General features: G+C 68.9%; 18 protein-coding genes. 2 read left to right on the top strand and 16 right to left on the bottom strand.

Going from position 1 to position 21,229, the window contains the following annotated elements; translation table 11 throughout:
• Window positions 1-25: 25 nt before the first annotated feature.
• Window positions 26-547 carry a B-4DMT family transporter gene (locus G6N59_RS01375; RefSeq protein ID WP_138230478.1) on the top strand — a complete coding sequence of 174 codons (522 nt, stop codon included), beginning with the start codon at window positions 26-28 and terminating at the stop codon, window positions 545-547.
• A 69-nt stretch (window positions 548-616) separates the two neighbouring features.
• Here G6N59_RS01375 and aroB read toward each other — a convergent pair whose 3' ends face one another.
• The 9 genes from aroB to alaS all read right to left on the bottom strand — a co-directional run bounded on the left by aroB (window position 617) and on the right by alaS (window position 9,947).
• Complete coding sequence (gene aroB / locus G6N59_RS01370; RefSeq protein WP_138230477.1) at window positions 617-1,708, bottom strand: 3-dehydroquinate synthase; 1,092 nt, start codon at window positions 1,706-1,708, stop codon at window positions 617-619.
• Entirely contained in the window at window positions 1,705-2,340 is a 636-nt protein-coding gene (locus G6N59_RS01365; RefSeq protein ID WP_138230476.1) for a shikimate kinase, read from the bottom strand. Before G6N59_RS01365 ends, aroB begins: the two co-directional genes overlap by 4 nt.
• 3 nt (window positions 2,341-2,343) lie before the next feature.
• Window positions 2,344-3,537 (bottom strand): chorismate synthase, encoded by a 1,194-nt coding sequence (aroC, locus tag G6N59_RS01360; RefSeq protein ID WP_138230475.1) that lies wholly within the window; start codon window positions 3,535-3,537, stop codon window positions 2,344-2,346.
• A gap of 43 nt (window positions 3,538-3,580) precedes the next feature.
• A complete protein-coding gene (locus G6N59_RS01355; RefSeq protein ID WP_138230474.1) occupies window positions 3,581-4,075 on the bottom strand; it encodes a GNAT family N-acetyltransferase in 495 nt (164 codons plus the stop codon).
• Window positions 4,072-4,518, bottom strand: coding sequence for a prepilin peptidase (locus tag G6N59_RS01350; protein ID WP_163910821.1), 447 nt, complete (start codon window positions 4,516-4,518; stop codon window positions 4,072-4,074). The genes G6N59_RS01355 and G6N59_RS01350 overlap by 4 nt, the downstream gene beginning before the upstream one ends.
• Window positions 4,519-4,673: 155 nt before the next feature.
• Window positions 4,674-5,459, bottom strand: a complete 786-nt coding sequence (locus G6N59_RS01345; RefSeq protein ID WP_138230473.1) for a shikimate dehydrogenase — start codon at window positions 5,457-5,459, stop codon at window positions 4,674-4,676.
• On the bottom strand, window positions 5,456-6,727 hold the full coding sequence (locus G6N59_RS01340; RefSeq protein WP_138230495.1) for an endolytic transglycosylase MltG: 1,272 nt from the start codon (window positions 6,725-6,727) through the stop codon (window positions 5,456-5,458). Before G6N59_RS01340 ends, G6N59_RS01345 begins: the two co-directional genes overlap by 4 nt.
• 14 nt (window positions 6,728-6,741) lie before the next feature.
• Window positions 6,742-7,230 (bottom strand): Holliday junction resolvase RuvX, encoded by a 489-nt coding sequence (gene ruvX / locus G6N59_RS01335; protein ID WP_407665794.1) that lies wholly within the window; start codon window positions 7,228-7,230, stop codon window positions 6,742-6,744.
• A 20-nt stretch (window positions 7,231-7,250) separates the two neighbouring features.
• The gene (gene alaS / locus G6N59_RS01330; RefSeq protein WP_138230471.1) at window positions 7,251-9,947 is read right to left on the bottom strand and encodes an alanine--tRNA ligase; all 2,697 of its coding nucleotides are present in this window, start codon (window positions 9,945-9,947) and stop codon (window positions 7,251-7,253) included.
• Between the two features lie 163 nt (window positions 9,948-10,110).
• Between alaS and G6N59_RS01325 the strand changes: the two genes are divergently transcribed.
• On the top strand, window positions 10,111-10,728 hold the full coding sequence (locus tag G6N59_RS01325; RefSeq protein WP_179970260.1) for an antibiotic biosynthesis monooxygenase: 618 nt from the start codon (window positions 10,111-10,113) through the stop codon (window positions 10,726-10,728).
• Between the two features lie 10 nt (window positions 10,729-10,738).
• Here G6N59_RS01325 and G6N59_RS01320 read toward each other — a convergent pair whose 3' ends face one another.
• The 7 genes from G6N59_RS01320 to G6N59_RS01290 form a co-directional block, all read right to left on the bottom strand.
• The gene (locus G6N59_RS01320; RefSeq protein WP_138230470.1) at window positions 10,739-12,067 is read right to left on the bottom strand and encodes a replication-associated recombination protein A; all 1,329 of its coding nucleotides are present in this window, start codon (window positions 12,065-12,067) and stop codon (window positions 10,739-10,741) included.
• Between the two features lie 34 nt (window positions 12,068-12,101).
• On the bottom strand, window positions 12,102-12,938 hold the full coding sequence (locus G6N59_RS01315; protein ID WP_138230469.1) for a DUF3097 domain-containing protein: 837 nt from the start codon (window positions 12,936-12,938) through the stop codon (window positions 12,102-12,104).
• An 82-nt stretch (window positions 12,939-13,020) separates the two neighbouring features.
• The gene (locus G6N59_RS01310; protein WP_234884219.1) at window positions 13,021-13,329 is read right to left on the bottom strand and encodes a DUF4333 domain-containing protein; all 309 of its coding nucleotides are present in this window, start codon (window positions 13,327-13,329) and stop codon (window positions 13,021-13,023) included.
• Window positions 13,330-13,361: 32 nt separating this feature from the next.
• Window positions 13,362-14,411, bottom strand: a complete 1,050-nt coding sequence (locus G6N59_RS01305) for a zinc-binding metallopeptidase family protein (protein ID WP_138230468.1) — start codon at window positions 14,409-14,411, stop codon at window positions 13,362-13,364.
• Complete coding sequence (locus G6N59_RS01300; protein WP_138230467.1) at window positions 14,404-15,300, bottom strand: transglutaminase family protein; 897 nt, start codon at window positions 15,298-15,300, stop codon at window positions 14,404-14,406. Before G6N59_RS01300 ends, G6N59_RS01305 begins: the two co-directional genes overlap by 8 nt.
• Window positions 15,297-17,909: a circularly permuted type 2 ATP-grasp protein gene (locus tag G6N59_RS01295; protein WP_138230466.1), complete on the bottom strand. Its 2,613-nt coding sequence runs from the start codon at window positions 17,907-17,909 to the stop codon at window positions 15,297-15,299. The genes G6N59_RS01300 and G6N59_RS01295 overlap by 4 nt, the downstream gene beginning before the upstream one ends.
• On the bottom strand, window positions 17,909-21,187 hold the full coding sequence (locus G6N59_RS01290) for a transglutaminase family protein (protein ID WP_138230465.1): 3,279 nt from the start codon (window positions 21,185-21,187) through the stop codon (window positions 17,909-17,911). Before G6N59_RS01290 ends, G6N59_RS01295 begins: the two co-directional genes overlap by 1 nt.
• Window positions 21,188-21,229: the final 42 nt, after the last annotated feature.

The raw sequence follows: 21,229 nt of genomic DNA, 5'->3' as shown, positions 1-21,229 counted from the left end.
ACGCTACTCGCTACGCTGTCTGCTCATGAGTAAGTGGTTGCTGCGCGGAATCGTCTTTGCGGCGTTGATGGTGATCGTCCGATTGCTGCAAGGCGCGATGATCGGGGCGTGGGAAAAACAGTCCCTGATCATCAGTGTCACGCTGGTCGTGCTGTACATCCTCGCCGCATTTGCCTGGGGCGTCCTCGACGGACAGAGTGACGCGAAGGCGCAGCCCGACCCCGACCGACGCGAGGACCTGGCCATGGCGTGGCTGGTCGCCGGCCTGTTCGCCGGCGTCGTCAGCGGCCTCGTCTCCTGGCTCATCGGACAGATTTACGACAACATCTACGTCGACGCACTGGCCGCCGAGGTCACCACGTTCGCCGCGTTCACGGCACTGATCGTCTTCGTGGGCGGCATCTGCGGCGTGACGCTCGGCCGCTGGCTGATCGACCGCCAAGCCCCGCCGCCCCCGAAGCACGACCACGCCGGCGACAGCGGCGAGCGCGCTGATACTGACGTCTTCGCTGCCGTCAGCACCGACAAGACCGAGACACAGTCCTGAGCACCCACACAAGAATCGCGGCCAGTCTGATGACTGGCCGCGATTTTTTTGCTTCGGGTCTGCCTCGGCTCAGTCTTTCGCCACCACCGAATAGGCGGCCGCCAACAGGGACGGGTCCGGGCCCTCCAGCCGGCCCGGCTTGGCCAGACCGTCGAGCACCACGAAACGCAGCACGCCCGAACGGGTCTTCTTGTCCCCCGCCATCGATTCCAACAGCTGCGGAAATGCATCGGCGTCGTAGCTGACCGGCAGCCCCAGCGCGGTCAGGACCCGGCGGTGCCGGTCCGCGGTGTCGTCATCGAGTCGGCCGGCCAGCCGGCCCAGCTCCGCGGCGAACACCAGGCCCACCGACACGGCGGCACCATGGCGCCACTGGTACCGCTCGCGGCGCTCGATGGCGTGCGCCAAAGTGTGGCCGTAGTTGAGGATTTCGCGCAGCGCCGATTCTTTCTCATCGGCCGCGACCACCTCGGCCTTGACGGCGATGGCCCGGCGGATGAGCTCGGGCAGCACCGTCCCGGTCGGGTCCAGCGCGGCCTCCGGGTCGGCTTCGATCAGATCCAGGATCACCGGGTCGGCGATGAAACCGGCCTTCACGATCTCGGCCATCCCGGCGATGATCTCGTTGCGCGGCAACGATTCCAGCGTCGCGAGGTCGACGAGGACCGCCAGCGGCTGGTGGAACGCGCCGACGAGGTTCTTGCCGGCGTCGGTGTTGATGCCGGTCTTGCCGCCGACGGCGGCGTCGACCATGCCGAGCAGGGTCGTCGGCACGTGCACGATGTCCACGCCCCGCAGCCAGGTCGCCGCGGCGAACCCGGCGACGTCGGTGGCCGCCCCGCCGCCGAGGCTGACGATGGCATCCTTGCGGTCGATCCCGATGCGCCCCAACACTTCCCAGATGAAGCCGACGACCGGCAGTTCCTTGCCCGCCTCGGCGTCCGGAATCTCGATTCGGTGCGCGTCGATCCCCTGGTCCGCCAGGTAGCTCCGGATCGCTTCGGCGGTCTGGGTGAGCACCGGCTGATGCAGGATGGCGACGCGGTGGCGGCCCTGCAGAACCCGGCCGAGGTCGCCGAGCAACCCCGTCCCGATGATCACCGGATACGGCCGGTCGACGTTCACCTCGACAACAACAGGTTCAGCGCCACGTTCGGTCATTGCGAGCCTTTCAATCGTTTCGCCAGTGCCGCGGGACTCGGCGGGGCCTCGGTGGTGGGTCCGGGGTTCAGGACCGTGGGCAGCCGGCGCCATGCCGAACGGCGGCGGCGCCGGGAGTGCTCGTCGCAGCGCGGCTGCTCGAGCCGGTGCACGATGTGGCGGACCACGGCCCCGGGATTGCGTCGGTTGGTGTTCACGCGGAGCGTGGCGACCTGTCGGAACAGCGGCACGCGTTGTGCCATCAATGCGCGGTATTTGGCACCCGGATCGTCGCCGGCGAGCAGCGGACGGCCACCGCCCGCGGTACGCCGAACACCTTCTGCCGCACTGATTTCCAGGTAGACGACGGTGTGTCCGGCAAGCGCCTCACGCACCTCCGGAGTGGTCACCGCGCCACCACCGAGCGAGACCACCCCGTCGTGTTCGGCCAGCGCGTCGCGAATGACGTCGGCTTCGATCTTGCGGAACACCGGCTCACCTTCGGCGAAGATGTCGGCGATGCTGCGACCGGTGGTCTCGACGATCTTGGCGTCGGTGTCGAGCATCGGCACCTGCAGCGCCTTCGCCAACCGTCGACCGATCGTCGACTTGCCCGACCCGGGCATGCCGACCAGTACAGCCTTGGGCACCATGATTTATCCGGACATCTGCGGTTCGCGCTCTTGCACCGCACGCAGGTAGTTCTCGATGTTGGCGCGGGTCTCGGCCAGCGAGTCGCCGCCGAACTTGTCCAGTGCGGCGCGGGCCAGCACCAGCGCCACCATGGCCTCGACGACCACACCGGCCGCGGGCACGGCGCAGACATCGGACCGCTGGTGGATGGCGACGGCCTCTTCGCCGGTGGTCATGTCGACGGTCGCCAGCGCGCGCGGCACGGTCGAGATCGGCTTCATCGCCGCGCGGACGCGCAGCGGCTGGCCGTTGGTCATGCCGCCTTCCAGGCCGCCGGCCCGGTTGGTGGAGCGCATCACGCCGTCGGGGCCGGGGTACATCTCGTCGTGCGCGACGGTGCCGCGGCGTCGTGCGGTCTCGAAGCCGTCACCGATCTCGACGCCCTTGATGGCCTGGATGCCCATCACGGCCGCGGCCAACTGGCTGTCGAGCCGGTTGTCGCCGCTGGTGAACGAACCGAGGCCGATCGGCAAGCCGGAGACGACGACCTCGACCACACCACCGAGGGTGTCGCCGTCCTTCTTGGCGGCCTCGATCTCGGTGATCATCAATTCTTCTGCGGCCTTGTCGAAGGCACGCACCGGGCTGTCGTCGATGGCCGCCAGATCCTCGGGCTGCGGCGACGGGCCGTCGTAGGGCTTGGACGCGCCGATGGCCACCACGTGCGAAATGACCTCGACACCCAGTGCCTGCTTCAGGAAGGCGCGGGCAATGGTGCCGGCCGCGACTCGGGCCGCGGTCTCGCGGGCGCTGGCGCGCTCGAGCACCGGGCGGGCGTCGTCGAAGCCGTACTTGAGCATGCCGGCGTAGTCGGCGTGGCCGGGACGGGGCCGGGTCAGCGGGGCGTTGCGCGCCACGTCGAGCTCCGACGGGTCGACCGGGTCGGAGGCCATGACGGTCTCCCACTTGGGCCATTCGGTGTTGCCGATCTGAATGGCGATCGGGCCGCCCAGCGTCTGGCCGTGCCGAACGCCACCGAGCAGCGTGACTTCGTCCTTTTCGAACTTCATCCGGGCACCGCGGCCGTAGCCGAGACGACGCCGCTGCAACTGCGTGGCGATGTCGTCCGAGGTCACCGAAAGTCCGGCCACCATGCCTTCGATCAAGGCCACGAGGGCGCGGCCGTGGGATTCACCTGCTGTGGTCCATCGCAACACGTGTCCCATTGTCCCATGAGGGGGTTTACCGGCTGAAATCTCCTCAGCGCAGGCTGCGTTGCAGTAGCACGGTGTCGATGTCCCGCCCGTGCTTGTGGCCGACCTGCCGCAGCCGCCCGGCATCGTCGAAACCCAGCTTCTTGTGCAATGCGATGGACGACGGGTCGCCGCTGTCGGCGATCACCGCGATCACCTCGCGCACCCCTGCGGCGCGGGCAGCGTCCAGCAGCACGCCGAGCAGTTCGGAGCCGGCGCCCTGGCCGGTGGCCCACGGCGCCAGGTAGATCGAGTCCTCCACGGTGCCCTGATAGGCCGGCCGGGCCTTCCAGGGCAGGCAGTACGCGTACCCCGCGACCTTGCCGTCGCGTTCGACCACCACGAAGGGCAGGCCGGCGGCCGCGACGTTGGAGAACCGGGTCTGCCATTCGTCGGCGGCCGGCGGCTCCAGCTCGAACGACGCCACGCTGCTGCGCACGTAGTGCGCGTAGATGTCAGCGATGGCAGGCAGGTCAGCGGCGGTGGCGGCGCGGGTGCTCATGGTGAGGCAAAGGTACCGAGCGCGACCGCCGCGGCGCTGGCCAGGCACATCGACGGCCCGTGTGGCACGGTCCGTCCGCTGCGCCGCAGCAGGAGCACCACCGCATAGCCCGCCGTGATCAGCGGCGCCCCGATGGCCGCCAGCGCCCAGACGTCGGCGCCGAACATCCCCGTCAGCGCGCCCAGGCCGAGGGCCAGTTTGACGTCTCCGCCGCCCATCGCCCGCGGACTCAGCAGATGGATAACCAGATACACGCCGCACAGGGCCGCCGCCCCCAGCGCCGCCGCGGTCCCCTTGCCGGTGATCAGACCAGCGCCCACGAGCGCCGCCGCGCCGGGCAACGTCAACCGATTAGGTAGCCGTCGTTCGCGCAGGTCGTAGACGCACAGCGCGATCATCCAAGCGCCGATGGCCCCGCACCAAAAAACCTTGCCCACCCCCATCTTTCGAGGCTAAGGCCGGCGCGACAGGGCGACCGTCACGAAAACGTGTCGGCTCTCTGTGCGACGTGTGCGATCTGAGGCTGTCAGCCTCAGCTGACAATGTCCGGATTTGTGACAGCTCTGGATCGAAGGTGCCTGGGAGAGAGCACCGGCGCTCAGGACGCCGCGAGCGCCGCCGCCATCGCCTCGCGCGGCGCCGGCATCCCCGTGAACTGCTCCACCTGGGCGAAGGCCTGGTGCAGCAGCATCTGCAGGCCGCTCACCACGCGGCCGCCGGCCGCGGACACGGTCTGCGCCAGCGGCGTCGGCCATGGGTCATAGATGGCGTCGAGCAGCACAGCAGCGTCGGCCACGGTGGCAGAGAACTGCGAGGCCACGTCGGCGGGCAGCGTATTGACCACCACACCAAGGGAATCGAGTGGTTCACCCAAGTCGACCCACCGGGCGCGCACGCCGAGCTTGTCCCCCAGCTCGACCAGTGACGCCGCCTTGTCGGCGTTACGGGCGACGACCGAGATGTCCGAAATCCCCAGCGACGCCAAGGCCACCACCGCCGCGGGCGCCGTGCCGCCGGAACCCAGCACCGCTGCCGGGCCCGACACCGCCCCGAGCGCGCCGACAACCCCGTCGACGTCGGTGTTGTCGGCCCGCCAGCCGCCGTCCACCCGCACCAGCGTGTTGGCCGAGCCCACCAGCTCGGCCCGTTCGGTGCGTTCCGTCGCGAACCGCAGCGCGGCGAACTTGCCGGGCATGGTCACCGAGACGCCGACCCATTCCGGGCCGAAACCGCCTACCAGGCCGGGCAATTGGGCCTCGGTGCACTCGATACGGTCATAGGTCCAGTCGGTGAGCCCGAGCTCCCGGTAGGCCGCCAGGTGCAACTGCGGCGACCGCGAATGCGCGATGGGCGAGCCCAGGACCGCCGCCCGACGCGCGGTCATCGAGCGCTGTCGAGCACGCCGTTGCGCTTGGCGAGCTCGATGCTGGCGAGGTGCTGCTGGTAGTCCCGGGTGAACACCGTCGTGCCCTGCAGGTCGATGGTCACGAAGTACAGCCAGTCCCCCGGCGCCGGATCCTGCGCCGCGACGACCGCGGGCTGCCCGGGCGAACAGATGGGCGTGACCGGAAGGCCTTCACGCGCATAGGTGTTCCACGGCGTCGGCTGCTCGCGGTCGCCGTCGGTGGTGGCCACCTCCTGCCGATCCAGCGGGTAGTTCACCGTCGAGTCGAACTGCAACCTGCGGTGATCAGGGGTCGCCAGCCGGTTGTAGATGACGCGGGCGACCTTGGCGAAGTCCTGCGGGTTGGACTCACGCTGGACCAGCGACGCCACGATCAGGATCTGGTACGGGTTCAGGTTGGCGGCCGCGCCGGCGTCGAGCAGGCCACCCTTTTCGTACTGGTGACCGCTCGAGCTGATCAGGCTCGCCAGAATCGACTCCGGCGTGCCGGCCGGGTCGACGTTCCAGGTGCCCGGCGCGATGAGGCCCTCGAGCCTGCGGTGGTCGGCGCCCAGCGCCTTCACCGGCCCTGCCGCCCAGCTCGGCACCATCAACGCCGAGACGTCGGCGGCGCCGGCGGCCTGCTTCAGATCTGCGGCAGACACGCATTTGCGGTTGCCGTCCAGGTCGACGCACGAAGCGGCCGAGATCAGGCTGAAGATGCCCTGATTGATCTTGTTGGTCTTGACGTCGGTGGTGTCGTCGAGCTGACGGCCCTCCGGGATCACCAGGCGGCCGACGCGATTGTCCTTCTCCGTGAGCCGGGATACCGCGTTGGCTGCCGAGATCTCGGTGCGCAGCTTGTAGAAGCCCGGCTGAATCTCGGTCATCGCCTTGTTGCCCTCGGCGGCCTGGACGAACGTCTTCACGTTGGCCACGACGCCGTGGTCGTGCAGGGTCTGCCCGATGGCGGTGGTGGAGTCGCCCTGATGCACCTCGATGACCAGGTCGTTGTTGCCGTCACCGGAGTAGTCGTTGCCCGAACCGAAGATCCCGTGCCACAGGCGTGAACCGAGGAACACCGCAGTGACCACAACGACGATGAAGACGGTCAGCGCCACGATGCTGCGGCGGCGGCGGCGCTTGCGGTTCCGCTCGGCGCGGACCCGTTCGGCCCGGCTCATCCCGCGGCGGGGCCGGCCCACCGATTCGGGCTTGATGCGGGTGCTGCCCCACTCTTCGTCGTCGTCGGGCGCGTCGGGAATCATGTCCTCGGCCGGGGTCACTCGTCGGCCTCAGTGTTCGGCGCCGCGGCCAGCACTGTGCGGCGCAGGTCCAGCCAGTTCTGGAGGATGCCGACGGCTGCCACCTGATCGATCATCTGACGTTGCCCCTTCGCACGCACTCCGGCCTCCCGCAGCGAGCGCTGCGCGGTCACCGTTGTCAGGCGTTCGTCTGCCATCCGCACCGGAGTCGGGGCCACCCGGGCTGCCAGGGCGTCGGCGACCTCGATCGCATCGCGGGCCGAGCTGCTGGCCCGGTCCTTCAGGGTGCGGGGCAATCCGACGACGATCTCGACAGCGTCCTGCTCACCGGCCAGTTTCACCAGCCGGCTCAGGTGCTTGTCGGTCTTGTCGCGACGAACCGTCTCCAGCGGTGTCGCCAGGATTCCATCCGGGTCGCACACGGCGACACCGATCCGCACCGTGCCGACGTCGATGCCGAGCCGACGACCGCGTCCGGGGTCGTCGGCCCCGGGGCGGTCGGGCATGCGGTCGGTATGGGCCAAAGCTAGCTCCGGCCCAGTTCAGCGCGTAGCGCGGCCAGACCCGCGTCGATACCCGCTGCCCCCTTACCGGAACCCTGTGCCAGATCGGCCTTTCCACCACCACGACCATCGACGGCGGTGCCCAGCTGCTGCACCAGTTCGTTGGCCTTCAATCCCAGGTCCTGCGCGGCGGCGTTGACGGCCACCACGTACGGCACCGAGTCGCCCGAATCGGCGATGAGTGCGATCACCGCAGGGTCCGAGCCCAGCTTGCCCTTGATGTCGCCGACCAGGGTGCGAAGGTCACCACCGGAGAAGCCACCGGCCATCCGCTGTGCGACAAGGCGCACCTTGCCGATCACCTCGGCGCCTGCCGCGGCATTGGCGGCGGCGGCCTTGGCGCCGGCCAGCCGGACCTTGTCGAGTTCCTTCTCGGCGGCCTTGAGCTTCTCGACCAAGGTGGCCACGCGGGCCGGCACCTCTTCCGAGGGCACCTTCAGCGACGAGGCCAGGCCGGCCATCAGCGCACGTTCCTTGGCCAGGTGCCGGAACGAGTCCAGCCCGACGTAGGCCTCGACGCGACGCACACCCGAACCCACCGACGACTCGCCGAGAATGGTCACCGGACCGATCTGGGCCGAGCGCTGGACGTGGGTACCACCGCACAGCTCCATGGAGAACGGTCCACCGATCTCGACGACGCGGACCTCGTCGGGGTACGACTCGCCGAACATCGCCATGGCGCCCATGGCCTTGGCCTTCTCCAGCTTCTCGTTGAAGGTGTGCACCTCGAAGTCGGCCTGCACCGCCTCGTTGGTCACTTCCTCGACCTGGGTGCGCTGCTCGTCGCTGAGCGCGCCCTGGTAGTTGAAGTCGAACCGCAGGTAGCCCGGCCGGTTGAGCGAACCGGCCTGAACGGCATTGGGGCCCAACACCTGTCGCAGCGCGGCGTGCACCATGTGCGTGCCCGAGTGCCCCTGGGTGGCGCCGCGGCGCCAGGTCGGGTCGACAGCGGCCGTCACGGTGTCGCCCTCGACGAACTCGCCCGACTCGACGTTGACGGTGTGCACCCACAGCGACTTGGCGATCTTCTGGACGTCGGTGACCGCGGCCTTCGCGGTGGCCGACGATCCGGTGCCCGTGATGGACCCGGTGTCGGCGATCTGGCCGCCCGACTCGGCGTACAGCGGGGTGCGGTCGAGGACCAGCTCGATACGGCCGGCCCCTACCGCGGCTTCATCGCCGTGCGTCACCACCGGCACCCGCTTGCCGTCCACGAAGATGCCGAGAATCCTTGCCTCCGAGGTCAATTCGTCGAAGCCGGTGAACTCGGTCGGGCCGGCGTCGACCAGATCGCGGTAGGCGGACAGGTCGGCGTGCGCGTGCTTGCGGGCGGCGGCGTCGGCCTTGGCGCGGGCGCGCTGCTCGGCCATGAGGCTGCGGAAGCCCTCTTCGTCGACGGACAGGCCGGCTTCGGCCGCCATCTCGAGCGTCAGCTCGACCGGGAACCCGTAGGTGTCGTGCAATGTGAAGGCATCACTGCCGGAGACGACGGTCTTGCCCGCGGCCCGGGTGGCTGCCGCGGCGTCCTCGAACAGCCGCGAACCCGACGCGAGGGTGCGGTTGAAGGCGGTCTCCTCGGCGACCGCAATGCGGTTGATGCGCTCGAAGTCGGTGACCAGCTCCGGGTACGACGGGCCCATCGTGTCGCGCACGGTGGTCATCAGGTCGGACATGATCGGCTGCTCGACACCGAGCAGCTTGGCGGCGCGGATGATGCGGCGCAGCAGGCGGCGCAGCACGTAGCCGCGGCCCTCGTTACCCGGGGTGACGCCGTCGCCGATGATGATCGCGGCGGTGCGGCTGTGGTCGGCGATGACGCGGTAGCGCACGTCGTCGGTGTGGTTGCCCGCGCCGTAGTGGCGGGGCGCCACCGCGGCCACCTTGTCGATGACGGGACGAACCAGGTCGGTCTCGTAGACGTTGTCGACACCCTGCAGCAGGCAGGCGATGCGCTCGACACCCATGCCGGTGTCGATGTTCTGGCGCGGCAGCGGGCCGAGGATTTCGAAGTCGGTCTTGCTGGTGCCCTCGCCGCGCTCGTTCTCCATGAACACGAGGTTCCAGATTTCGATGTAGCGGTCCTCGTTGGCTTCGGGGCCGCCGTCGATGCCGTATTCAGGGCCGCGGTCGTAGTAGATCTCGGAACACGGGCCGCAGGGACCGGGGATGCCCATGGACCAGTAGTTGTCGGCCTTGCCGCGGCGCTGGATGCGCTCCGGCGGCAGCCCGGCGATCTCCTCCCAGAGCCCGATGGCCTCGTCATCATCGAGATAGACGGTGGCCCAGAGCTTTTCGGGGTCGAATCCGTAGCCGCCCTCGGACACCGAATTGGTCAGCAGATCCCAGGCGAGCGCGATGGCGCCGCGCTTGAAGTAGTCGCCGAACGAGAAGTTGCCGGCCATCTGGAAGAAGGTGTTGTGCCGGGTGGTGATGCCCACCTCGTCGATGTCCGGCGTCCGGATGCACTTCTGGACGCTGGTCGCCTTGTCGTACGGCGGGGTGCGGTCGCCCAGGAAGTAGGGCACGAACTGCACCATGCCGGCGTTGACGAACAACAGGTTCGGATCGTCCAGGATCACCGATGCGCTGGGCACCTCGGTGTGGCCCGCTTTCACGAAATGATCGAGGAATCGTTTCCTGATCTCGTGTGTCTGCACGTGCTGCTGTCCTTCATCGACCGGGTAGTTGCCCGCATAACAGTACCGGGTGCGGTTTTGGCCCCGGCCCACGAACCATTGTGCGTCGCACCGCCGTGGAGGACAGTTGTCCCTATCCGGTAGCGCCACCGGAGCGCCGCCCTGAATAAAGAGGGGGTGGACCGTGTTCGCACGTTCTACCACGATGATGGCGCGGTCTGATCAGATCGACGCCGGCATTGCCTACATCCGCGACCAGGTCATGCCTGTGCTGCAAGAACTTCCCGGCTCCATCGGCATGTCTCTCATGGTCGACCGGGAGTCGGGCCGGTGCATCGCCACCAGCTCGTGGGAGTCCGAGGACGCCCTGCATTACAGCGCCGGCGAGGCACGGCGGCTGCGCAACCTGGCTGCCGAACGGTTCGGCGACGGAGCCCCGTTGGTCGAAGAGTGGGAGATCGCCGTCCTGCACCGCGAACGCGGCAACGGCGCGTGTGTGCGCGCCACCTGGCTCACGGTGCCGCCGGACCTGATGGAGGCGGGCATCGACTACTTCCGCGACAGCGTGCTGCGCCAGGTCGAGCACCTGCCCGGCTTCTGCAGCGCCAGCCTGCTCGTCGATCGCGGCTCGGGTCACGCGGTGTCGTCCGTATCGTTCCGCACCCGCGAATTGATGGAGGCCTACTGGGAGCAGGCCACTGCGCTGAAGGTCGAATCGGTACAGGCCGCCGGCGCGTCGGAGATCGCCGACTGCGCGTTCGATCTGGCCATCGCCCAACTGCGGGTGCCCGAATTGGTCTAGCGCAGGGCCATCAACGACGCCGCCGGATGATGGCGCGCAACTTCTCCAAGCGGCCACCGATCTCCCGTTCCGCCCCGTACGGGGTGGGCCGGTAGTAGTCGACCCCCACCAGCTCATCTGGTGGATACTGTTGGGCCGCAACACCACCCGGGTGGTCGTGTGCGTACCTGTAGCCCTGGGCGTGGCCGAGGGCGGCCGCACCGGCGTAGTGCCCGTCACGCAGGTGCGCCGGCACCATGCCCGCCTTACCGGCCTTGATATCGGCCATCGCCGCGCCCAGGGCCGCGGTCACCGCATTGGATTTCGGCGCCGTCGCCAGGTGCACCGTCGCGTGGGCCAGCGTCAGCTGGGCTTCCGGGAGCCCGATGAGCTGGACGGTCTGCGCGGCGGCCACCGCGGTCGGCAGCGCCGTCGGGTCGGCGATCCCGATGTCCTCGCTGGCCAGGATCATCAGCCGGCGCGCGATGAACCGCGGGTCCTCCCCCGCGGTCAGCATCCTGGCCAGGTAGTGCAGCGCCGCGTCGACGTCGGAGCCGCGGACCGATTTGATGAACGCGCTGACCACGTCGTAGTGCTGGTCGCCGTCGCGGTCGTAGCGCACCGCGGCCTGATCAAGCGACTGTTCGACGACCTCGACCGTCACGCGCTCTTCGCCGGCCGTCTCCGCCGCGACCTCGAGCGCTGTCAGCGCTCGCCGGGCATCCCCGGCCGACAGCGTCACCAGCAACCCAACCGCGTCGTCGTCGACCTCGGCGGCGCCGCCCAGGCCACGCGGGTCGGCAATCGCCCGCTGCACGACGGTCCGCACGGCGTCGCTGGTCAGCGGTTGCAGCTGCAGGATCAGTGACCGCGACAGCAGCGGCGCGACCACGGAGAACGACGGGTTCTCGGTGGTCGCCGCCACCAGGAGCACCACGCGGTTCTCCACCGCGGCCAGCAGGGCGTCCTGCTGGGTCTTGGAGAAGCGGTGCACCTCGTCGATGAACAGCACCGTCTGGCGGCCGTGGGCGGCGGCGCGCCGCGCTTCGTCGATCACCGCACGCACGTCCTTGACGCCGGCCGACAGCGCCGACAGCGCTTCGAACCGGCGGCCGGTGGCACCCGAGATCAGTGACGCCAGCGTGGTCTTTCCGGTGCCGGGCGGGCCGTACAAGATGACGCTGGCCGCGCCTGAGCCCTCGACCAGCCGGCGCAGCGGTGACCCCGGTTTGAGCAGATGGTCCTGACCGACGACCTCATCGAGCCCGGCCGGCCGCATCCGTACGGCCAATGGCGCCCGCACGACAGAGTTGGATGCCGGCTCGGCATCGCCTCCCACGTCGAACAGCCCATCAGACACGGTTCAGGCTTACCACGCCGCACCGACCGAAGGTTCAGTCGGCAGGTGCGGTGACGAAGTCGATCAGTTCCTCGACCCGTCCGATCAGCGCCGGTTCCAGGTCGTTCCAGTCCCGCACGCGGCCGCGGATGCGCTGCCACGCCTGGGCGATGTCGGCCTGGTCGGCGTGCGGCCAGCCCAGCGCGTCGCAGACGCCGTGCTTCCACTCGATACCGCGCGGGATCACCGGCCAGGCCTCGCGCCCGATGCGGGCGGGTTTGACGGCTTCCCAGATGTCGATGAACGGGTGGCCCACCACCAGGGTGTGCTCTCCGCCCGGGCCGCGACGCACCTGCTCGGCGATGCGCGCTTCTTTCGAGCCCGACACCAGGTGGTCGACGAGCACGCCCAGCCGGCGGCCCGGACCGGGTTGGAACTCCCGCACGATGGCCGCCAGATCGTCCACACCGCCGAGGTACTCGACCACCACGCCCTCGACCCGCAGATCGTGTCCCCACACCTGTTCGACGAGTTCGGCGTCGTGGCGGCCTTCGACGTAGATGCGGCTGGCCAATGCGGTGCGGGCCCGATGTCCTTGCACCGCAACCGAACCCGATGCGGTGCGGGTGGGGCCGGCAGGTGCGGCCCGCTTGGGTGCGGTGAGGATGACGGGATTGCCGTCGATCAGGTAGCCCGGACCGATGGGGAACGGCTTGCGGCAGCCGTCGAAGTCTTCGAGAACCATGCGGCCGTACTCGACCTGCACCACGGCGCCCACGAAGCCGGTCGTGGCGCATTCGACCACGAGACCCTTCTCGGCGGACTGCTCGGTCGAACGTTTCTTGGCGTTCGGGTTGCGGGCGAGCACATCGGATCCGTATCGGTCACTCACGGCTCCGATCCTAGGAAGCGACGCCGGCCAGATCTGGTTGCGCCACCCGCGTTTTCGTCACGGCCCGATTACGAATGACGGATTACGGGGCCTTCTCGACGTTGATGTCACAGGTGATGCGCTCGCCGTCGACTTTCACGATCTTCATGTGCGCGACGTACGGCACGTTGCGCGGGCCGGTGAAGTGGCAGTCGAACTGACTGCCCTTGGTGGCCTCGACGTCGGACGGGCACTTGACATCGGTGGGGGTGAACTTGTTCTGATCGGACACCAGCTTGACCACCTGTTTGGCGGCGTCATCGGCTTTGACCGTGGTTTTCGAGCTACACGCAGCCGGCGAGAGGGCCGCCAGACCCATTAGTACCGCTGCCCCCACCCTTACGCGCATCATGGGCGCGATCGTGCTCTATCGCCTGGGCCGCGTCAACGCGCCGCGCGGGAGCCGCCGGCCTCGTCCACCGCCGAATGGATGAACCGCAGCTTCTCCAGCACCGGGGCGGGCAGGACGAACGGGTACAGATCCTCCTTGCCCATCGACCGGTTGACCATGTTCAATGCCCAGGCCAGCGGCAGCCAGAGTTCGATCAGCGTGTCAAATCCGCTGGGGCCCAGCACGCGCCGCTCAAAGGTGGCGCCCGCGGGCGCGAATCCGAATGCCGCGGCGGTGTCCAGGGCATCCCGGATGTGCAGATAGTGCGCGAACGTCTCCGCCCAGTCCTCGGCCGGATGCATCGTGGCGTAGGACGACACGTACCGCTCATCCCACCCGGGGGGCGCCCCGTCGCGGTAGTGCCGGTCCAGCGCCGCCTGGTAGTCGGTGTCGGGGTCCCCGAACAATTCGGTGAATCGCGCGACGGCGTCCTGCGACGGCTGCACCAGGCGGTAGAAGTAGTAGTGCCCGATCTCATGCCGGAAGTGGCCCAACAGGGTTCGGTACGGCTCGGCCATGGCGATGCGCAGCTGTTCGCGGTGCACGTCGTCACCCTCGGCGAGGTCCAGGGTGATGACCCCGTCCTGATGGCCGGTGACCGCTGGGTGCCGCTCGCTGGACAGCAGGTCGAACGCCAGGCCCTGCGCCGGGTCGCGGTCGCGCCCGATGATCGGCAGGCCCAGTTCCGCCAGTTCGACGATGAGTCGGCGCTTGGCCTGCTCGGCGATGGCGAAGGCTGCCATGGCCTTGGTGTCGTCGTCATCGGGGCGGGTCCGGGTCAACTCGCACGATGGGCACAGTCGCCGCACCGGCTCGATCCGGACCAACCAATTGCATTGCGCCACATGTAGATTCGCGCACAACTGGTAGTCGGTCGAGGCCACCGCGCCGGCATGGTCGCTGTCGCCGGTGCCGTCCGGCGGCGCGATCACCAGCAGCGCCATGTTCTCCAGGGAGAAGCCGAGCGCGCTGCCACAGCTCAGGCACACCGAGTTCTCGAAGGCCAGCCGCTGACCGCAGTTCGGGCAGTTGAAGTCACGCACGCAGTGGCCCTCCCGCAATTGGTGCGACGTCCACGGAGACGTCGATGATGCTGCTCTCGGAGTCGGTGTAGATGATGCCGCGCAGTGGCGGCACATCGGCGTAGTCCCGGCCGAACCCGACCACGATGTAGCGCTCGTCGACCAGCTGGTCGTTGGTCGGGTCCAGCCCGAGCCAGTCGTTCTGCGGCGTCCACACCGATGCCCAGGCGTGCGTGGCGTCGATGCCCACCATCCGTTCTTTCCCCGGCGGCGGGTCGGTGGCCAGATAGCCCGAAACGTAGCTCGCAGCAAGGCCGTTCGCGCGCAGGCACGCGATGGCCAGGCGCGCGAAGTCCTGGCACACCCCCTCGCGGGCGGCCAGCACCTCCGCGACCTTGGTCGATACCGTCGTCGATCCGGACCGGTAGGTGAAGTCGGTGAAGATGCGCGAGTTGAGGTCGCGCAGCACCTCGATCAGCGGCCGACCCGCAGCGAAACTCGGTGCGGCATAATCTCTTACCGCGTCTGTGATCTCCGCGGGCTGCAGGTCCAGCACGAATTCGATGGCCAGCGCACCTTCCGGTCCGGCCGGCCGGGCGTCCTCCCACGGCGCCACAGCAGCTCCTGCCGCATACCATTCGGCCGGTGGCGGGTCGACCTCCACAATGCTGCGGCCGGTCACGACGAGTTCGTGATGTGGTTGTGTCACATGAAAATACGAGCTGATGTTGCCATAGGCATCCCGGCTCGTGGAACGGTCGGCAGGTTCGGGATCGATGTTCAACCGATACGACTGGCAGCGCTGCTGCCCACTGTTGCGTGGGGTGAGGAATCCGCGGCCGTATGAGCTGGTGACAACGTCGGAGTAGCGGTACTGCGTGCGATGGGTGATCTGGTATTCGCGCGTCATGGCATCTGCCGCCGTTCGTCGGGGCCCCACAGCGGCTGCATGCCGCTCGGCAGGGCCAGGTGTGCGGCCCGGATCAGCTCGGACAACTCCCGCAGGTCAGCGTGCAGCGTGTCGAGCAGGTCTGTCAGTTGATCACGCCGACCGTCCTCATCGAGGTGCTCGAGATCGGCGGGGTCCTGACGGCGCAACCGGGTCGCGATCTCCTCGATCATGCGTTCCGGCCGGGTGGATCCGGTGGACGACGGCAGCGCGCGCAGGTCGGCGCGCAACCGCTCGAACTGGAAGGCCAGCGACCGCGGGTTCTCCTCGTCGAACAGCACGAGGTCGGCGATCGCCACCACGCTGACCTTTCCCAGGGTGCGCCTGCGGTACATCACCGCCGACTCGCACACCACGAGCGCAGACTCGGTGACCGTGCGCTCAGTCTCGGCGCCGCGCGCCGTGGCGAGGGTGGCCCGCAACAGTGCGGTCAGGCCCAGGCCCCGCTCGATGCGCTTGCCGATGTCCATCACGGTCCAGCCGACGTCACGCACCATCGATTCCGCGGCGACGCCGGACAGCGCCAGCATCCCGGACAGGGTCTGGCTGTGTGCGGTGGCCAGGTACGCCTCCCCCGCGGTCTTCGAGTCCGGCGGCGACAGCGGGCCGCGCCGCCGGCCGCGGTCACCCGGATGCAACACCGCACGTTCCACCGCCGCCAGCACCATCCACGTGTCGTTCGACATCTGGTCACGGACCGCCCGCGCGGACAGCCCGATCCGCTCGACCGATTGGGCCAGCGATCCCGGGCGATGCCGGTCCGCCGTCAGCGCCCACAGCGTGGTGGGCGCGATCGCCACCTGTTCGGCATCGTCGCCGTCGGCCCCCGTATCACTGCCGGTGATCTCGCCCAGCGCCGTGAGCAGCACCGGCACACAGTCGCTTCCGGGGACATCACGGCGGTACCGGAACTCGTGATAGCGCTCGCGGGTCACGGTGAGCAGTCGCGCGGTGAACTCGGCGCGTTCGGCGTACCGGCCCAGCCAGAACAGATCCGACAGTACGCGCGGCGAGCTGACGGCCCGGGTCGGGCTGGGGGTGATGGCGGGCAGATCGACGGGCGCCGTCGACACAGCGGTCGACCGGTCCGGGGTACGCACCCAGACATCTTTGGCCGCAACAGTTTTCATGCTATACGCGGCGGGCCCGCGGGCCAGCACGTAGCCCAGGCCGCCGATCATCGGCGCGTATCCGCCGCGTTGGGCGACGGTGAAAAGCCGCATGCCGATGCTGCCGGCCGACAGCCCGCCGGGCAGTACGTCCATGGGCGCCGAGGAGAACTTCGGCAGTTCCTGGCCCACCCACTGCCAGCCGGTGGCCTCGATCCGGGCCGCGAGATCGGCGCGCTGCGCCGCGGACAGCGCCGGGCCGACGATCGCCGGGCCGCCGGTCACCGGGCGGATCAGGAGTGTGGACAGTCTGCTCAGCAGGTGCGAGCGTTCGGCATCGATGCCGCCCCAGAAACATCGGGCGCCGGCCAGCTCCGGGGTTTCGCCGGTCAGCAGTTGGGCCAGCTCGGGCAGGAATCGCATGATGCCGGGGCTCTCGAGGATGCCGCTGCCCAACGTGTTGACCACCGTCACTGCGCCGCGGCGCAGTGCTTCGACCAGACCCACCACGCCCAACCGGGAATCCGGCCGCAGATCGAGCGGGTCGGCATAGTCGGCGTCCACGCGGCGCAGCACGACGTCGACGCGTTTGAGGGTGCCGAGCGAGCGCATCCACAGCTTGCCTTCGCGCACCACCAGGTCGGCGCTCTCGACCAGCGGAAAGCCCAGCACGCTGGCCAGGTACGCCTGGTCGAAGGCCGTCTCGGAGTGGATACCGGGGCTCAGCACGACCACCACCGGCTCCTGCGCGGCCTCCGGCGCCGCGTCGATCAGCGCCAGGCGCAGGGCCTGCGCCCACGGCGACGCGGGCCGGGGGGCCACCCGCTCGTACAGGTCCGGCACCGCGTGGGCGATGACCCTGCGGTCGGCCAGTGCGTAGCCCGCTCCCGAGGGTGCCTGCGTCCAGTCCGCGTTCACGGCGAAACCGCCGTCCGGGTGCCGGCTGACGTCGCAGCCGTGCAGGAACAGCTGGTGCCGGCCCGGTACCGCGATGCCACGGGCCGCCCGCAGGTAGCCGGGATGGGCGTACAGCAACGGCGCGGGCAGCACACCGGAGGTGATGGACCGGCGCTCGCCGTAGAGATCGGTCAGCACCGCATCCAGGAGCCGGGAGCGTTGCACGACACCGGATTCCAGGGTGGCCCAGTCGTCGGCGGACAGCAGCAGCGGCAGCGCGTCGAGCTGCCAGGCGTCGACCTCGGCCTCGCTGTCCGTGGTGGTGATGCCGTCGTTGTCGACGAGTTCGCGCACGACGCCGCGCAACTGGTCCAGACCGGGGCCGCCCCGTTCCCGAACGCAGTCGGTCAGTTCCTGCCAGGCCGGGCGGATCCCGCCGGACTCGGAAACCAGTTCGTCATACCCGACGGTCGCCACGTCGCGGACATCGAACAGCGGCGCCTGGGCCCGCGCAGCGCGGTACCCGGCGAGGGGGTCATCGAGATTGCGGGCGCGGAGAACCATTACCGCAGAACGGTACGCACCCGGCGCAGATCGAGGATGCCCGACGCTCCACCATCGGTGGATTGGCGGGCCTGTTTCTCGCGGAGATCAGCCAGATCGACGGCACCCGGGGTGAATCCCATGGCCTCGAAGCGCCGGCTGCGCCGCGACTCGGCCTCGACGGCGTTGACGGGCGGAGTGTCGTACGCCCGTCCGCCGGGATGCGAGACGTGGTAAGTGCAGCCGCCTCGAGAAAAACCCGTGAACCCGTCGATGAGTTCGATCTGCAGCGGCCCGTCGACGGTGATCGTCGGGTGCAGGGCACTCGGTGGTTGCCAGGCCCGATACCGGACACCACCGACCTGGATGTCCGGGCTGTCGGTGGCCAGCAGCGGTACCGGATGTCCGTTGACCGTGACGAGATGGCGGTGCCGGTCGGCGCCGATCAACCGGACCTGCAGCCGTTCGACCGACGAGTCGACGTAGCGCGCGGTCCCCGTGCCCGTGGATTCCTCGCCCAGGGTGTTCCACGGTTCGATGGCGCCGCGCAGCTCCAGCTCGACGCCGTCGTAATTCACACTGCCGATGCGGGGGAAGCGGAACTCGGTGAATGGATCCAGCCAGCTGGTGTCGAACGCGATGCCGTGTGCCCGCAGGTCGGCTGCCACCTCGGCAATGTCTTGAACGATGAAGTGCGGCAACAGGTATCGGCCGTGCAGGTTCTCGCCGTGCCGGATGAGCGGCGCCCGTAGCGGCTCGTCCCAGAACCAGGCGACCAGCGACCGCACCAGTAGGGACTGCACCATGGCCATCTGGAAATGTGGCGGCATCTCGAAGCCGCGCAGTTCCAGCAGTCCCAGGCGGCCGCGGGCGCTGTCCGGGTTGTACAGCTTGTCGATGCAGAACTCGGCGCGGTGCGTGTTGCCGGTGATGTCGGTGAGCAGGTGGCGGAGGGCGCGGTCGGTGACCCAGGCGCGGTTTTCGCCGTCATCAGCCACCCGGGCGATCTCCGCGAAGGCGATCTCCAGCTCGTACAGCGCTTCGAGGCGCCCCTCGTCGACGCGTGGCGCTTGCGATGTCGTGCCGATGAACCGCCCGGAGAACAGATACGACAGGGCGGGGTGCCGCTGCCAGTAGGTCAGCATCGACACCAGGAGGTCGGGCCGGCGCAGCAGCGGCGAGTCTGCGGGCGTGATGCCGCCGAGGGTGATGTGGTTGCCGCCGCCGGTGCCGCCATGCGTGCCGTCGAAGTCGAAGGCCTCGGTGCCGAGCCGGGCCTGCCGGGCCGCCTCGTACAGCGTCTCCAGTTGCGCCGCCTGCTCGGCGAACGAGGCCGTGGGCGCCACGTTGACCTCGATGACGCCCGGGTCGGGGGTGACGGTCATCTGCTGCAGCCGCGGGTCCGATGGTGGTCCGTAGCCTTCGATCACGATGGGCGTACCGACGTTGGCAGTGGCCAGCTCGATCCGGCCGATGAGGTCGGCAAAATCGCCGAATGTCGTTGTCGGCGGCAGAAACACGTACAGCAGGCCGTCGCGCACTTCCGCCACCACGGCGGTGGTGGGTGCGCCGTCCGCGCTGACGACGCCGGCGGGCCGGGTCGGAACATCGGCACCGTCCCCCGCCAACGGGTCGGCATCGGGCACCGGCCGCGGCGGATGCCAGCTGATCGAGTTCAGCGGTAAGCGCAGTCCCGCAGGCGAATCCCCGGCGGTGAGCACCAGACGGCCCCGGCGCAGTTGCCAATCCGCGGACTCCCACCCGGTGTCATCGTCGCTGCGGTGTAGCGGCAGTACGAATGCGGCAGGTTCGGTCACCGCCGCATCGAGCCTGTCCACCAGGGCTGCTCGCGGTGCCGCACCGTCGTCCGTCAAATCGTCGGTGACCGGGTCGCCGTCCGGCAGCCGCACGGCGTCGGCCAGTCGCGCGAGCGCATCCTCGTACGCCGGGCGCACCTGACTGTCCGGCAACCCGAGCCCGGCGGCGATCTCGGTGAGCAGCAACTGTCCGGCAGCGGCCGGCGCGGGCGCCGCCTGCTCGCCGGCCCACGGATCAGCCAACAACGCCGGATCGGCCCACAGCGGTGTCCCGTCGGTGCGCCACATCAGCCCGATTTGCCAGCGCGGCAACGGTTCTCCCGGATACCACTTGCCCTGGCTGTGCTGCACCAGCCCACCCGGGGCCCAGGCGTCCTTGAGCTGCGCGGTGAGGGCCGAGGCCAGGACGCGCTTGTGCGGTCCGTCGGCGGCCGTGGTCCATTCCTCGTCGGTCTGGTTGTCGATCGAGACGAAGGTGGGTTCGCCGCCGACGGTCAGCCGTACGTCGCGCTTCGTCAACCGTTCATCGATGGTGGCACCGAGAGACCTGATCGACGCCCACGCCTGTTCGGAGTACGGCAGGGTGACGCGCGGGTCTTCGTGCACCCGCGTGACCACATTGACGAATTCCAAGGTGGCTTCGCAGGGGTCGACGGCGCCGGTGATCGGCGCGGCCGATTCCGGGTGCGGCGTGGCCGACAGCGGGATGTGGCCCTCCCCCGCCAACAGCCCCGAGGTGGCGTCCAGACCTACCCAGCCGGCGCCCGGGATGTACACCTCGGTCCAGGCGTGCAGGTCGGTGAAGTCCGCTGGCGGGCCCGACGGCCCGTCCAGCGCCTCGATGTCGGCACTCAACTGCACCAGGTAGCCGGACACGAAGCGCGCCGCCAAGCCCATCTGTCGCAGGATCGCCACCAGGAGCCAGGCGGAGTCACGACAGGAGCCGATGCCGGTGCGCAGCGTGAAATCCGGTGTCTGGACCCCGGCTTCGAGCCGGACGCTGTAGGCGACGTCGGCGTTGACCGCCCGGTTGAGCGCGACCAGGAAGTCGATGGTGCCCGTCCCCGACGCGACGTCGAAGTTGCGGACCCACGCCGCCGTCAGGTCATCGGAGTCCTCGACCGGACGCAGGTAGGGCTTGAGATCGTCGAGCAGGTTGTCGGGGTAGGCGAACGGGACGGTTTCGGCCCATTCCTCGATGAAGAAGTCGAAGGGGTTGATCACCTTGAGGTCGGCGATCAGTCCGACCGTGATGCTCAGCCGGTTCGCTCGGTTCGGAAACACCAACCGCCCCACGAAGTTACCGAACGCGTCCTGCTGCCAGTTGATGAAGTGGTCGGCTGGTTCGACCTGCAGCGAGTAGGCCTCGATCGGCGTGCGCGAGTGCGGCGCAGGGCGCAACCGCACGACGTGCGGGTGCACCGTGACCAGCCGGTCGAATGTGTAGCTGGTGCGATGCTCCAGCGCCACTTTGATTGCCATAGCGCTCGATCCCACCACAAGAACCGGCAGGTCGCAGAGTGG

Source organism: Mycolicibacterium aubagnense, assembly GCF_010730955.1.
GTDB classification, from domain to species: domain Bacteria; phylum Actinomycetota; class Actinomycetes; order Mycobacteriales; family Mycobacteriaceae; genus Mycobacterium; species Mycobacterium aubagnense.
Note: the sequence above shows the minus strand (reverse complement) of the source record. Positions and strands in the feature narration are given on the sequence as shown.